This is a genomic window from Gordonia sp. CPCC 205515 (assembly GCF_048537925.1).
Classification (GTDB): domain Bacteria; phylum Actinomycetota; class Actinomycetes; order Mycobacteriales; family Mycobacteriaceae; genus Gordonia.
Genome location: NZ_JBCLVJ010000016.1, coordinates 98,539 through 113,222 on the forward strand (window position 1 = coordinate 98,539; position 14,684 = coordinate 113,222).

12 protein-coding genes are annotated in these 14,684 nt (G+C 67.6%); 7 read left to right on the forward strand and 5 right to left on the reverse strand.

Annotated elements, in window-relative coordinates; genetic code table 11:
* Positions 1 to 206: 206 nt before the first annotated feature.
* The 7 genes from AAFP30_RS22675 to AAFP30_RS22705 all read left to right on the forward strand — a co-directional run bounded on the left by AAFP30_RS22675 (position 207) and on the right by AAFP30_RS22705 (position 9,586).
* Positions 207 to 1,028, forward strand: a complete 822-nt coding sequence (locus AAFP30_RS22675; RefSeq protein ID WP_419232437.1) for a glycosyltransferase family 2 protein — start codon at positions 207 to 209, stop codon at positions 1,026 to 1,028.
* Positions 1,029 to 1,048: 20 nt separating this feature from the next.
* Entirely contained in the window at positions 1,049 to 2,263 is a 1,215-nt protein-coding gene (locus tag AAFP30_RS22680) for a 4-hydroxybenzoate 3-monooxygenase (RefSeq protein WP_419232282.1), read from the forward strand.
* 145 nt (positions 2,264 to 2,408) lie between these two features.
* Complete coding sequence (locus tag AAFP30_RS22685) at positions 2,409 to 3,239, forward strand: 2-amino-3,7-dideoxy-D-threo-hept-6-ulosonate synthase (protein ID WP_419232283.1); 831 nt, start codon at positions 2,409 to 2,411, stop codon at positions 3,237 to 3,239.
* Positions 3,240 to 3,284: 45 nt separating this feature from the next.
* Positions 3,285 to 4,472 (forward strand): 3-dehydroquinate synthase II family protein, encoded by a 1,188-nt coding sequence (locus AAFP30_RS22690; protein WP_419232284.1) that lies wholly within the window; start codon positions 3,285 to 3,287, stop codon positions 4,470 to 4,472.
* An 11-nt stretch (positions 4,473 to 4,483) separates the two neighbouring features.
* Positions 4,484 to 5,668 carry an LLM class flavin-dependent oxidoreductase gene (locus AAFP30_RS22695; protein ID WP_419232438.1) on the forward strand — a complete coding sequence of 395 codons (1,185 nt, stop codon included), beginning with the start codon at positions 4,484 to 4,486 and terminating at the stop codon, positions 5,666 to 5,668.
* Positions 5,665 to 6,984, forward strand: coding sequence for a lipopolysaccharide biosynthesis protein (locus AAFP30_RS22700; RefSeq protein ID WP_419232285.1), 1,320 nt, complete (start codon positions 5,665 to 5,667; stop codon positions 6,982 to 6,984). Before AAFP30_RS22695 ends, AAFP30_RS22700 begins: the two co-directional genes overlap by 4 nt.
* 1 nt (position 6,985) lies before the next feature.
* Positions 6,986 to 9,586 carry an alpha/beta fold hydrolase gene (locus AAFP30_RS22705; protein ID WP_419232286.1) on the forward strand — a complete coding sequence of 867 codons (2,601 nt, stop codon included), beginning with the start codon at positions 6,986 to 6,988 and terminating at the stop codon, positions 9,584 to 9,586.
* Between the two features lie 79 nt (positions 9,587 to 9,665).
* Here AAFP30_RS22705 and AAFP30_RS22710 read toward each other — a convergent pair whose 3' ends face one another.
* The 5 genes from AAFP30_RS22710 to AAFP30_RS22730 form a co-directional block, all read right to left on the reverse strand.
* Positions 9,666 to 10,691 carry a glycosyltransferase family 2 protein gene (locus AAFP30_RS22710; RefSeq protein WP_419232287.1) on the reverse strand — a complete coding sequence of 342 codons (1,026 nt, stop codon included), beginning with the start codon at positions 10,689 to 10,691 and terminating at the stop codon, positions 9,666 to 9,668.
* A 69-nt stretch (positions 10,692 to 10,760) separates the two neighbouring features.
* The gene (locus AAFP30_RS22715) at positions 10,761 to 11,771 is read right to left on the reverse strand and encodes a glycosyltransferase family 2 protein (protein WP_419232288.1); all 1,011 of its coding nucleotides are present in this window, start codon (positions 11,769 to 11,771) and stop codon (positions 10,761 to 10,763) included.
* A 142-nt stretch (positions 11,772 to 11,913) separates the two neighbouring features.
* Positions 11,914 to 12,906 carry an endonuclease/exonuclease/phosphatase family protein gene (locus AAFP30_RS22720; RefSeq protein WP_419232289.1) on the reverse strand — a complete coding sequence of 331 codons (993 nt, stop codon included), beginning with the start codon at positions 12,904 to 12,906 and terminating at the stop codon, positions 11,914 to 11,916.
* A 14-nt stretch (positions 12,907 to 12,920) separates the two neighbouring features.
* On the reverse strand, positions 12,921 to 13,841 hold the full coding sequence (mshD, locus tag AAFP30_RS22725; protein WP_419232290.1) for a mycothiol synthase: 921 nt from the start codon (positions 13,839 to 13,841) through the stop codon (positions 12,921 to 12,923).
* The gene (locus AAFP30_RS22730) at positions 13,819 to 14,601 is read right to left on the reverse strand and encodes a winged helix-turn-helix transcriptional regulator (RefSeq protein ID WP_419232292.1); all 783 of its coding nucleotides are present in this window, start codon (positions 14,599 to 14,601) and stop codon (positions 13,819 to 13,821) included. Before AAFP30_RS22730 ends, mshD begins: the two co-directional genes overlap by 23 nt.
* Positions 14,602 to 14,684 lie beyond the last annotated feature (83 nt).

A 14,684-nucleotide genomic window follows, 5' to 3' on the forward strand; every position in this document is an offset into this window, starting at 1 on the left:
CCCTGAGAATTAGGCAAGCTTTACCTAAGACAATAGGATCTCAAATGACTGATGAACTGCATGCGTACCCAGCGTCGGGTATTGGGCAGTCTCGCCCCTTCGGACCGACGGCCGCACACCTGGAGGACCCCTTGACCAACGCTGCTGACGATCTGGGTGCCGCATCGGCCACCCCGGCGACACCGACACCGACACCCATCGCCGCGATGCGCGAGTTCGAGCAGGATTTCGTCGAGGGTCACGATGACACCGACACCACACCCGGCACCGAGACGCCGACCGTCACCGTCGTCATCCCCACGCGCAACGAGGCGCTGAACCTCCCCCACGTGGCCGAGCGGATGCCCGAGGTCGACGAGATCATCGTCGTCGACGGGGCGTCCACCGATGACACCGTCGCTGTCGCACAACAACTCTGGCCGCAGGCAGTCATGGTGCACCAGACCCGTGACGGCAAGGGCAACGCTCTGGCCTGCGGATTCGCGGCCGCGACCAGTGACATCATCGTGATGATCGACGCCGACGGTTCCACCGATCCGGCCGAGATCCCGGCGTTCGTCGCGACCCTCGTCGAGGGCGCGGATCTCGCCAAGGGCAGCCGCTTCTCCCTCGGCGGCGGCAGCGACGACATCACCACGCTGCGGCGCTTCGGCAACAAGGGCCTGAACTGGCTCGTGAACCGCATCTTCGACACCGAGTTCGCCGATCTCTGCTACGGATACAACGCTTTCTGGCGTCGCCACCTCCCGATCATCGACCTCCCCGACATCAACCAGACCGACGCCCAGTGGGGTGACGGGTTCGAGGTGGAGACCATCATCAACGTGCGGATGGCGCGCGCCGGCGTGGTCATCCACGAGGTCGGCAGTCACGAAAGTCAGCGCATTCACGGGCGCAGCAACCTCAACGCGTTCAGCGACGGCATCCGCGTGCTGCGCACCATCAACTTCGAGCGGCGTTCCCGCCGTGCGGGTCAGGTGTCGGCGAGCCGGGCCGCCGCCTCGGACCGCACCGCATCCCGACGCTGACCGACCAGGATCGAGAACCCATGAGTCACAACGATATCCGCTGCCAGGTCGCCATCATCGGGGCCGGCCCCGCGGGGCTGGCGCTGGCGCACATGCTGCACCGGCAGGGTATCGACAGCGTGGTTCTCGAGCGCCAGTCCGAGGCTCACGTGCGCGCGCGGATCCGCGCGGGCGTGATCGAGCAATCGACCGTCGACGTGTTGACCGAACTCGGTCTGGCCGATCGACTGCACGCCGAAGCCCTTGTGCACGATGGCTTCTACATTCGCTTCGATCGTCAGACGCACCATCTCGACTTCCACCGCCACACCGGTCGGCACGCATTCGTCTACGGTCAGGCGGAGATCGTCGCCGATCTGATCGATGCGCGACGCCAGACCGGGCGGCCGATGTTCTTCGACGCCGCCGACGTCACCGTCGCCGATTTCGACACCGATCATCCCGTCGTCGAGTTCACCCATGAGGGCCGGCGGCGGCGCATCGACGCCGACTTCATCGCCGGCTGCGACGGCTTTCACGGGATCTGCCGTGAGTCGATCGATGCCTCTCGGTTCAACTTCATGGATCGCTCGTATCCCTTTGCGTGGCTGGGCATCATGGCGCGAACGACGCCGGTCACCGATGAGGGGATGTACTGCGCGCATCCCGACGGCCTCTCCGTGCACAGCATGCGCGGACCGCATCTCACCCGGCAGTACCTGCAGGTGCCGGCCGACACCGACCTCGCGGACTGGGGTGATGAGCGGATCTGGGCGGAGCTGCGGCGGCGCAGCGCGTCCGATGACCACCCCGAACTCGAGACCGGTGAGATCATCGAACGCTCCCTCGCCCCGCTGCGCAGCGTCGTCACCGATCCCATGCAGCAGGGGTCACTGTTCCTACTCGGCGACGCCGCACACATCGTGCCGCCCACCGGTGCCAAGGGCCTCAATCTGGCGATCTCGGACGCATGCGTCCTGTCCAACGCGCTCGGGGTGTTCTACCACGGCGCCGGACGCGACGCCCTGGATGCCTACACCGCCACTGCGTTGCCGAGAATCTGGCAGGCACAAGCATTTTCGTGGAATCTGACCACCACCCTGCACCGCCTCGGCGACGGCGATTTCGACTGGAATCTCCGCCGTGCCCGCCTGCAGCGGTGGGCGAACTCCGTCGACGAGCAGCGCGCACTCGGCGAGGTCTACCTCGGCCTGCCGTTCCCGACATCCTGGCATCCACCGATGGTGCCCGCGTGACCGCCGACCGGCGTGTCCGCGCTGTGATGGCGTTCACCGCGAACACGAATAGTACCGAAGATAAGGTTCGGCTACCCTCACAAAGGGAGCCCTTACTACTGTGCGCCGGTAACACCGACGCTCGCGCTCATGATCGGAGACTCGCATGATGGACAATCGCGGCCGGCACCTGTCGTCCGGCAAGCAGATCAGGCTGTCGCGGATCTTCGGTAGCGCCGCCGGTCGCGCACTCGTGGTTCCGATGGACCATTCGGTGACCATCGGCCCGCTCGGCGCCTCGGGTCACGCCGACCACACCGCAGCGGTCCTCGGCCGCGCCGGCGCCGACGCTCTCGTCGTCCACAAGGGCCGCGCCCGGACCATCTCGCCGGCGCGCTTCGCCTCGATGGGCTTGATCGTGCATCTGTCGGCCGGCACGAATCTCGCGGTCGACCAGACACGGAAGGTACTCGTCGGCTCGGTGGAGGAAAGCCTGGCACTCGGCGCCGACGCCGTCAGCGTCCACGTGAATATCGGCGCCCCAACCGAATTCGAGCAGCTGACCGACATGGGCCTGGTGGCCGCCGAATGCGATCGGCTCGGTGTTCCGCTGCTGGCGATGATGTACGCCCGGGGTGGGGTCGCCGACGCGGGCAACACCTCGGTCGCGACGCTCTCCCATCTCGGCGCCATCGCGACCGACCTCGGCGCCGACGTCGCCAAGCTCGACTACGCAGGTTCGCCGGAGCGCATGAACGAGGTCGTCGACTCGTGCCCGCTGCCCATCCTCGTCGCCGGCGGCCCGGCCACCGCGACCGACGACGCGGCGATCGCGTTCGGCAGCCAGGTGACCGAATCACGGGTCGCCGGACTCAGTTTCGGCCGTCTCATCTTCGGCGCCGAGAATCCCCATCGCGTCGCCTCCACCCTTGCCGATAAGCTGCACCGCGGCGAGTCGACGTCGCAGGCCCGCCCGCCGGCCCTCGAACTCGCCTGACCCGCAGCCCCAAAGACCCACCCGTTACAGCCAGAAAGCATCATCGTGAGTACCTCCACCGACATCGTCACCGACGACATCACCCCGCTGTCCGCGATCCGCACCGACGCCCCCGCAGCCGAGGGACCCCGTGAGCATTTCGCGTGGATCGACATCCGCACTGTCCCGGAAGGACTGCGGGACGCGGTGTTGCAGGCCGCAATTCACCATCGCATCGGCGGCATCGTCAGCGACGACGCCGACCTCCTCAACGACCTGCCGCCCACGGTGCGGCGCGTTCTGGTCACCGAGAACGGGGACGGCGGGCCGATTCCGGCTGCCGTCGACATCGTGCTCACCGAGCACACCGGTGACGGTCACACCCTCGTCGACGCCGGCCCGGCCGCCGACGCCGGCGTGCACGTCGTGGTCTCCGACGCCGAAACCCTGCGCCACGCCTGCGAAACCGTGCGCCGCGCACCCTGGACCATCCTCACCTTCACCGACCCGACCAAGATCCCGCTGGAGATCGTCATCGCGGCCGCGGAGAACTCGGGCGGGCGCACCGTCACCGTCGTCAACGACATCGAGGACGCGGAGATCGTCAAGCTCGTGCTCGAGCACGGCTCGGACGGACTCCTGCTGGCACCCCGCTCCGCCGACGACGTCGCGACGCTGGCCGAGGTGATCCGCCCGAGCGCCGACCGCATCGACCTCACCGAACTCACCGTCACCAGCGTCGAGCACATCGGCATGGGTGAACGGGCCTGCATCGACACGTGCTCGCTGCTGGAGAAGGACGAAGGCTGCCTGATCGGTTCGTTCTCGACCGGAATGTTCCTGTCGTGCAGCGAAACCCATCCCCTGCCCTACATGCCGACGCGGCCGTTCCGCTGGAATGCCGGCGCCGTGCACTCCTACGTGCTGGTGCCGGACAACCGGACCCGTTACGTCAGCGAGCTGCAGGCCGGTCAGCCGATCCTCGCCATCCGGTCGACCGGTGAGGTGCGCGAGGTCCGCATCGGCCGGGTCAAGATCGAGCGTCGTCCGCTGATCTCGGTCAGCGCGACCGCACCCGACGGCCGCAAGGTCAACGTCATCGCCCAGGACGACTGGCACGTGCGCCTGCTCGGGCCGGGCGGATCGGTGAACAACGTGACCGATCTGAAGCCCGGCGACAAACTGCTGGGTTACGCACCGGTCGAATCCCGCCACGTCGGGCTGCCCATCACCGAATTCTGCGACGAACGGTAAGCACGGTGAGTATCAGCGCACTTGCTCCGACCATCGGGGCGGACGCGGGTTCTGCAGCGCCACAGGTGCTCTGGTACATCAATCCCACCGACGGCGATGTACCGTGGGAGCCCGCCGAACGGGTGACACCGACCTTCGATGTCATCCGGCAGCAGGCGCGGACCCTGGACCGGCTCGGCTTCTACGGCGCGCTGACCACGGCGCGCGAGGCGATCTCACTCGTCGGCGACACCGAGCGGCTGCGCTTCCTCATCCCGGAGTACCCCGGCGTCAAGCCGCCCGTGCTGCTGGCCGAGGAAGCCCAGGTGTTCGACCAGTACTCCGGTGGCCGACTGATCTACAACCAGGTCAACGGCGCGGACCCGGTGCTGCACCGCTATGGACGCTTCGGCTCCAAACAGGAGCGCTACCGGGTCTCCGCCGAGTACTGGACGCAGGTCAAGAAGCTCTACCTCGACGACACCGAGCCCTTCGACGGTGAATTCTTCTCCTACGGACCGCGCTACAAGCCGGCGATCCCCGGACCGCGCCAGCCGGGCGGTATCGAGGTGTGGGGTACCGGTGCGTCGCCCGAGGGCATCGCGCACGCCGCCGAGGTGCTCGACGTCTACCTGTCGTTCATGTCCGAACCCGATTCGCTCACCAGGCTTTTCGACACCGTCCGCGGCGCGGCGGCCCAACGTGGCCGAACCCTGCGGTTCGGGGTGCTGGCCAGTGTCATCGTGCGCGAGACCGACGAGGAGGCGTGGGAGCGTTTCGAATGGCAGCTGTCCCGGACACGTCCGGAGACCGTGCTGGCCACCGCCGATCCCAACCTGCGGAGTTTCGGATTCCCGGGTCTCGACGAGATTCGCAGCGACGACCCGTTGGTGCAACAGCGGATCGATGCGTTGCGTGCCGGACGGATACCCGGCCGCGAAGCGCTCGAGTTCGCCCCCAACATGGCCGCCGGCCTGACCACCTGGACCGCCGCCGAGCCGCCGTTCGACATCGCCGGTAAGGGCACGGGCACGTACTTCGTGGGCAGCGCCGCCAACGTCGCGGCCGCGATGTCGCGGGTCGCCGAGCAGGCCGGTATCGACGTGTGGATTCTGTCCGGTTGGCCGCTGGCCGCCGAAGCGGAGATCACCGCGGATCTGCTGCTGCCGTTGCTGCAACAACCGGCGCGTTCGACGTCCGGCATCGTCGGCCAGTGACCGCGACCGACAAGCAGACCATCACCGCCGGCGGTCTTCGCGACCGCGGGCGGTCGCTGTTACGAGGCGAGTCCGGTGGGCTCGGGGTCGACATCGTCGCCATCATGACGTCAAGTTTGGCCACCGGCGCACTGGGTTTCGTGTTCTGGACCATCGCCGCCCGCGGCTACACGACCGCCGAGGTCGGTCGCGCGTCGGCGATCATCTCCTCGGCGACGCTGATGGCGACCCTGTCGAATCTGAGCATCAACAGTCTCTACGAGCGGTTCCTGCCCATCGCCGGCGAGCGGGCACATCGGATGCTCGTGGTGGGCCGGTCGGTGATCATCGTCGCCGCCCTGCTGCTCGGCATCGGATTCGTGCTGCTCGGCCCGCGGGAGCACCTGTTCACCGGCCCGTTCGAGGCGTGGCTGTATCCGGTGGCCGTGGTCATCCTCGGCATCTTCGCGATCCAGGATTCGATGCTGATCGGCCTGGGCCGAGCGCGCACCGTGGCGACCAAGAACATCACCCAGTCGGCGGTCAAGTTGGTGGCCGTGGCCGCATTGATCCCGCTCGGCACCGGTTCGGCCATCGTCTGGGCGTGGGTGATCCCGGCATTCGCGATCTCGGTGTGGATCGGGCTGTCCGCAATCCGCCCGGGCGCACAAGCGATGACGGGCGACGCCATCCTGCCCCGTCGGACCGAGATCGTGCACTTCTACGCCGGGTCCTTCGCGATGACCGCGGTCGGGGTGATCGTGCCGCTGGTGGTTCCGCTGGTGATCGTCGCGACGCTGGGCACCGAGATGAACGCCTACTTCACCATCTGCTGGCTGATCATCAGCACCGCGGCAATCCTGTTGAACGCCACCAGCGCACCGTTCGTCGCGTCGGCGTCGGAGCCCGGTGCCGATCTGCGCCAGGCCACCCTGCGCATGATCGCGCTGTGCGGCGGCGCAGGAGTCCTCGGCTGCATCCTCCTGCTGATCACCGCGCCGTGGATTCTGTCCATCATGGGCCCCCAGTACGCCGCCGAGGGCACCCAACTCGTCCGGTTGATGGCGCTCACCCTGCCCACCGTCGCCTTCGTGACCATCTACTCGGCCCTGGCGCGAGTGGAACGACGTCTGCGCCTGGCAGTCACCATCCAGATCCTGTTCGGCATCATCGTGGTCGGCGGCATCGGCTATGCCGCGGGTCGCTGGGGTATCAACGGCGTCGCCTACGTCTACCTGACCGCCGATGTCGTCGCGGTCGCGGTGGTCCTCATCCCGGGTATCCGGATGATCCGGCGCGCACTGCGGTCGACCAGGCCCGCCCCGACCGAGGCCTGACATGACGACCGAGACCGCTGCCGCCGCGCCACCTGCACCGGTGCCCACCCCGTCCGCCGTCGCGGCCGCGTTCGAGCGGGCCGCCGTCCGGTTCGGTGCCGCGGTCGCGCTGCGGACACCCACCGACGTGGTGACCTATCGGGAGTTGCTCGGCCGGGCCCGCGGCATGTCCGCGGCCGTGCTCGCCAGGTGCGGGGACGACGGACCCGTTGTCGTCCAACTGAATCTGTCCAGCGATGCGGTCACCTTGGTGCTCGGTGTGTTCGCCTCCCGGCGCCCCATCGTTGCGCTCGACCCGGCGCTACCCGCCGAGCGCGTGGCCACCATCCTCGACGAACTGCGACGGCACGGTCGACGACCGGCGCTGTTCGTGGCCGACGACGACCACCTCCCCACCGCCCGCGCCGTGGCCGCCGGGTCCGTGCGGGTGATCGCCATCGAGGAGATGTCGGGCACCTCGGGTACGGCAGCCACCCTCGCAGCGCCGCCCGATACCGGCGACGAGTCGTTGTCGGTCACCAGCATTCAGTTCACCTCAGGGTCGACCGGCAAGCCGAAGGGTGTGCTGCACCCCAACGCGATGTGGCTGTGTGACGCCGACCTGATGCGCGACGGATTCGGCATCACCCCCGGACGTCGGGTCGCACTGTGTATGCCCATCAGTTTCGGTGCCGGCCTCAACGTGCTCATCGGATCGCTGCTCAACGGAGCCGACATCCTCGCCCTGGACCCACGGAACACGTCGCCCGACGACCTGCTCGATGCCGTTTCCGCTGCGGGCGCCGAGACCGCATTCCTGACGCCGTCGTTGCTGCGAACCTTGGTCGGTCTGCCGGAAGCTGCTCGCGCCGAACAGAATTCGGCCGACGCTGCGTGGCGGCCGGTGTGTCGGATCATCACCACCGGAGAGGCGCTGACCGGTGAGGTCGCCCGCAGCGCACTCGCAAGGGCACCGCACGCCACGGTCACCAACTGGGTGGGCTCCTCGGAGACCTCTGCGCTGGCGTACTTCGACGTCCGCCACGATGATCCGGTCGCGGACGGACCACTGCCCGCGGGCCTCGCGGCGCCCAGCAAGGTCATCACCGTCGACGCCGACGGCCGAATCAGCGTTGCGTCACCCTATCTCGCCCTCGGCTACCTCGATTCGCAGATGAATGACGGACGATTCGGCACAAATGCCTCCGGGACCCGCGTCTTCCGCACCGGCGATCGCGGTGCACTCATCGACGGCGTCCTGCACCTGGCCGGCCGGATGGACGACGCAGTCAAGATCCGCGGGTACCTCGTCGACCCCTCCGAGGTCCAGCACGCACTCCTCACCGACGGCGACCTCACCGAGGCGGTGGTCGTCGCCGCAACCGACGAGGACGCCGCGGGCGGAGGGTCGGCCACCCGTCTCATCGCCTACGTCGTGCCTGACGGACGACATCGAACGCCGTCGACGTCGGAGTTGCGGACCCGCCTCGCCGCCCGCCTCCCGGACTGGATGGTGCCCGCCCACATCATCGTTCTCGACCATCTCCCCCGCACCGCCCGTGGCAAGGTGGATCGCACCGCCCTCCCGGTACCGCGACGCACCATCGATCCCCCGACCGATCACGTCGAGGCGGCCGTCGCGCACATCTGGGCACGTGAACTCGGCCTCGACGAGGTCGGCCGCACCGAGCACATCTACGCGCTCGGAGCCGATTCACTTGCCGTGCAGAAGATCCTGGTCGCACTGGCGGCACAGACCGGTGTGACACTGACCCAGGCCGACGCGGCGGCCGCCCCGACGGTCGCGCAGCTGGCCGATCTGGTCCGGACCCGCCGATCCGGAGCCCGCCGGCCGCGCCGCCGGTGCCCCGACGAACTCGCACCGACGACAGTCACCCTGCGAAAAGCGCCTGGGCGCACCGTCTTCTGTTTCACCGGCGCCGGCGCGTCGGCACTGTCCTTCGTGCCGCTCGCCGAGCACCTGGGGCAGGTCGATCGGCTGGGTTCGGTCTACGCATTCGCTCCCAACGGCCTGGACAACCATGGCGTTCCGGACTGGACTGTCGGCGCCGCCGTGCGTCGCCATCTCCGCGACCTGCGCCGTATCCAACCGTCGGGACCCTATGTGCTCGTGGGACATTCGCTGGGCGGTTTCCTCGCCCTCGAGGCGGCCCGACGTCTGGAGGCCGCGGGCGAGGTCGTCGAGCTCGTCGTCGTGCTGGATACCTTCATCCCGCGGCGCGTGGCCGGCGTTGTGCGTGAGGCGATTCCCGATCTGTCGATGACCGCCGACGCACCTCCGCTGACCCGTGCCGAACTGTGGCGACGACGGCTGCGACTACCCTTGGCCGGCCTCGCGCCGATGTCACCGGACGATCGCGCCGCCGCCCTCGAGGAGGTCGGGCGACGCGTCGCGATGTTGCACCGCCCCAAGCCTTATCCGGGACGCGTCCTGCTCGTTCAGATCACCGAGAATCATGACGACCCGCGACTGTGGAGCGAGCACATCACTCCGGGGGACCTCACCGTCGCCCGCGTGGACAGCGACCACAACTCGTTGCTGCGGGAACCTCACATCGGGGGCGTGGTCGAGCAGATGACGGCGCTGCTGCCGCCGTGCTGACGATCCCTGAGGTGCGAGGCGCCAGCCGCCCTTCGACGCGCTCGCGAGCTCGCTTGCTCAGGATCCGCCACGAAGGGCATTACCGGTGTCGCAGTATCCGCGAGTACACCTTGGGCGACAACGCCATACCAACCGCGAACGCCGCCGAACGCCACTGCCGATCGCGCACCAGCGGGCCGAGATCGGCCAACGAGGACTCCCGCCGTGATCGCGACAACAGCTCCGCGGCCACCGGATCATCGGCGCCCCCGACGTGGTCGGCGCGCATCGCGATATGCGCCGCCGGGATGAGTACCTCCCGGTAGACGAAATTGCGGGCCGCACGACGTCGATCGTCGGTCTCGGCGATACCCTCGATGAGGCGCTGCATGTCGCGCCCCATGTCGAACAACGCAAGACTGTTGGGACTCACCGAGTTCGACACCGACGCACCCACCTGCCGATACCGCAGCATCGGTGCGCCGACGAACGCCACCCGGTTGGCCCGCATCGACAACTGAGCCAGCGCGACCATGTCCTCGTAGGCGCGTCGACCACCAAACGGCCTCTCGCCGAGCAGTTCCCGCCGGAAGATCCGAGATCCCGCGTACGCCTTGAACCTTCCCGCGATCAGCAGCTGCGCAAACTGGCGTCCGCTCACCACCGATCCCGGCGGATCCGTATCGACGACCCCCAGGAATTTTTCCTTCTCATCGATGAATTCTGTTCCGCACGAGACAAAATCGGCATCAGCCGCGATCATGGCCGCCGTCATCCGTGCCGTCAACGACGGATGTGCGAGGTCGTCGCTGTCGAGGAACCAGACCAGTCCGCCGGTCACCGCGGGCATGGCGGCATCACGGGCGCCACCGACACCTCGATTGCTGCCGGGGCGAACGATCCGGTGCGGGATGGAATGTTGGGCGAGTACGGATTCGGCGATGGTCAGCGAATCGTCACCGCCGCAGTCGTCGACCAGGATGATCTCGTGCACCGGGAGTTCCTGCGCGATCACCGATGCCAGGCAGTCGGCGATGTAGGCACGGCTGCGATACACCGGGATGACCACCGACACGCCTCGGTCTGCGGCCGGGCATGCGCGCGACTCGTCCGAGCCAGCACCCACAGCGACCTCCCAGCGGAAAGATGACGTCATCAGGCTATATCCCGTCGATGCACTATTCGACATCCGGGGTCAGGCAAGCCGAACCGGCTCGGGGCGCCGGCGCAGAATGCTCGAGTACAGATCGGGTGAGACCGTCATCCCCAACGCGAACACCGCAGAACGGACCTGACGATCCGCCAACAGCGGCAACATATCCCGGATCGATGCCCGCATCCGCGAACTCGCGAGCAACTCCGCGACGACCGGGTTCGCCCCGTCACCGGCATGGGCGGCCCGCATCGCCATATGGGCCGCAGGGATGAGCACTTCTCGATACTCGAAGCGACGCGCGAGGCGTCGCTGCCGCCCGCCCTCCGCGACCTGCGCGATCACCGCAACCATCTCGTCTCCCATGTCGAAAAGCAGTGGGGTGTTGGCATTCACCGTGTGCGAGATGGATCCGGCGCGCTGGCGATAGCGGTAGAGCGGTGCATCGATCATCGCGACGCTGCGCGAACGCAATGCCATGTGTGCCGTCGCGACCATGTCTTCGTAGGCCCGTCGTTCGGCCCACGGTGCGGCACCGAGGACCGACCGGCGGAAGACGTGCCCGCCCGGGTAGGCCTTCACCTCGCCGGTGAGCAGCAACTGGACGAATTGCGTGCCGCTGAGCCGGGATTCCGACGGCGACGGTTCGACGACGTGCAGTGAATCTCCGGTGGCGTCGACCAGATCGGTACGGCAGGCGGCGAGGTCGGCATCGGTGTGCTCGAACGCGGCACCCATGATCGCGGTGAACGTCGGGTCGGCCAGGTCATCGCTGTCGAGGAACCAGACGAGGTCCCCGGTCGCCGCCGCGGCGCCGGCGTTCCGCGCGGATCCGACTCCGGTATTGCGGGATTGACGTACGACGAGGTGATTCACCGGCGCGTGGGCGAGGACGTCGGAGGCGATGTCCAGCGAGGCATCGCCACCACAATCGTCGACGAGGATGATCTCGTCGACCGGGCGATGCTGGTCGAGGACCGCCTGCAGACAGTCCCGGATGAAGTCCTCGCTGCGATAGACCGGGATGACCACCGAGATACGAAGGTGCGTCATGTTCGGCCCGGAACGTCCCGCAGGCGTCGAGAGGGTGCGGTGACGGTCGAACACGCAGCCAACTACTTTCTCACTGAACGGGGGACAGAGATAGGTTATCCTAACCTGATCTGATTGTCCGCGCCGGTCGGCGTGAAGCTTCTCACCCGCGGTCGGCGATCGTCGCCACCACACCGTGGTGATCCGATCCGGGGAGATCGACCCGCTCGAACGATGTCGGAACCGGACCGCCGCGAGTGAGAATCCGGTCGAGCGCCAGCAACGACGGGTAGGGCCGATTCGCCGGGTAGGTCGCGACGATGCCAGATCCGAGATGTTCTGCCGCATCGGTCAATTGCGGTGAATCGGGCACGGTCGAGCCCGCCAGCAGTTGCCGGAACTGCCGATGGTCGTAGGTGGAGTTGAAGTCGGCGCCGACGATCAGCGGTAGCCGTTCCGCGGACAGTATCGATCGCAGACGACCGAGTTCGGTGTCCCAGTGCCACGCGGGCATCGGGTACGGGGGCACCGGGTGCAGCGCATAGATCGCCTGCCGACCGGCGGTCGGAAGATCCACCACCGCGCGCAGATTCGACAGCTTGAAGTCGGGTAGCAATGCACCGTCGGCCAACGGGAGGCGCGAGAAGATGCCGGCCCCGCCGCCTCCGTCGCGGGGACGGGTGAACGCGAAGGGCAACTCACGCGTCAACCCCGCGGACTCCAGTCGCCCGACCGCCTCCGGAGTCAGTTCGATGACGGTCAGGATGTCCACTTTTCGGTCACGGACCTGCTCGACGAGGCTGGCGGCATCTGCGTGCCCGAGGAAGATGTTGGCCTGCATGACGGTGATATCCGACGTCTTCACGACTTCGTCCACCCCACGGTACAAAGGTGCCTGCGTACTGAGCCCGACGATGAGCACGACCATCGCCACGACGGCGGCCCACCACGCCCGGACGATCAGGAACAGCACCACTCCCACCACCGGCAGCAGGATGAGCAGTGGGGTGAACGACGCGATCCGGGCCGCGGTGTTGCTGATCAGGTTGGAGTAGTGCGCGGCGACCCCGACGGCACCGCCGACGACGAACATCGCGCCGAGCACGATCATCGCGATGGACAGCGTCGATCGACGCCCCCGTTCGTCGTCCGACAAGCTGCGCGATCCCCTCACCCGTACGCGACGTCGATCGCGTACTGGCTGAACCCGAGCCGCTCATAGGTGTGCAGCGCCGCGGTGTTGTCGCCCTCGACGTAGAGCTCGACCTCCGGCAGCCCTCGATCGGCGAGATAGTGCAATCCGGCCAGTGTCAGCAGACGGCCGAGGCCACGCCCCTGGGCGGCCGGGTCGACGCCGACGATGTACACCTCACCCAGCGCGGCCGAATGCACCTTGGTCCAGTGAAAACCCAAGAGCTGCTGCGGGTCTGCCTCATCGAAGGCGAGGAACAAGCCGGCCGGATCGAACCAGGAACTCTGCACCCGCTCGGTGATCTGATCGAGGCTCCAGCCACCCTGCTCCGGGTGCCAATCGAAAGCCGCATTGTTGACCCGGAGGATCTCCGCGTCGTCGGTCGCGCCGTCGTAGGTACGCAACAGGAGGTCGTCGCGGGGCTCGAGAGCGGGCAGGTCGGGCGCGGTGGGTCCCAGCGGCCGGCGCAGTTGCAGCAGTTCGCGACGTCGTGCCAAACCGAGCGACTCGGCGAGGGCGATCGCACCCGGGAGATCGCCGTGGGCCCACGCCCGCGGCGCGGGGTCGGCGGTCAGTTCGCGCGCGGTGCCGAAGGCCGCCGACAGCAGCGCGCGGCCGTGCCCCTGACGCCGGTGCACCGGGTCCACGACGGCCTCGATCATGGCCGGTTCGCCATCCCGACCGGCCAGCACATTGGCGTAACCGAAGTCTGAATACACATGTCGCACAGCAGTATTGGCGGCGGAATCGATCGCCGCGCGGGACTGCTCGGACAACGGGGACACCCCGTCGGCCTCACGAGCTGCGTCGACGAGACCTCGCGCGAAGGTCACCGCGTCGGGGGACAGCCGATCGGAAATGATCGGCCCGGACGCGTCAGTTTCCGTTGGCGCTGGCACTGAACTCCTCGTCGAAGGGACCTTCCAGGTCGTCACCGAACTCCTCGTCGTCGACCGCCGTATCCATCGCCGGATCGGCGGCGCCACGACCCCGATTCGGACGAACAGCCTTGTAACCGACGTTACGCACGGTGCCGATGAGCGACTCGTGGTCGGCGCCGAGTTTGGCGCGCAGGCGCCGCACATGGACGTCGACGGTGCGGGTGCCGCCGAAGAAGTCGTAGCCCCAGACCTCCTGCAGCAGTTGCGCTCTGGTGAACACCCGACCGGCGTTCTGGGCAAGGTATTTCAGGAGTTCGAACTCCTTGTAGGTCAGGTCGAGTGGACGACCACGCAGTCGCGCGGTGTAGGTGCCCTCATCGATGACCAGATCACCGAGCGTGACCTTCCCGGAGGCCTCCTCGGCGGTCATGCCGCGAGTGCGGACCACCAGCAACCGCAGGCGGGCGTCGAGTTCGGCGGGACCCGTGGCCGGCAACAGGAATTCGTCCAGACCCCAGTCGGCGTTGACCGCAACCAGACCGCCCTCGGTGACCACCGCGGCCACCGGCACCGCCGATCCGGTGCTGCCGAGCAGCCGGCACAGTCCGCGTGCCGCAGCCAGATCCGTCCGGGCGTCGACAATGGCGACATCCGCATTGCCCGCCTCCATCAGCGAGGAGACCTCGGTCGGCGCGACACGAACGGTGTGTGCCAGCAACGACAGCGAGGGCAGTACGGCTTCCGGATTCGGGTCAGCGGTCAGCAGCAAGAGATCCACGACCAACTCCGATCTCGTCGTCCCCCGAACAACCAACTGATGATGTGCGTATCGCCCGCACCGTTGCGGCCCTCCGATACCCC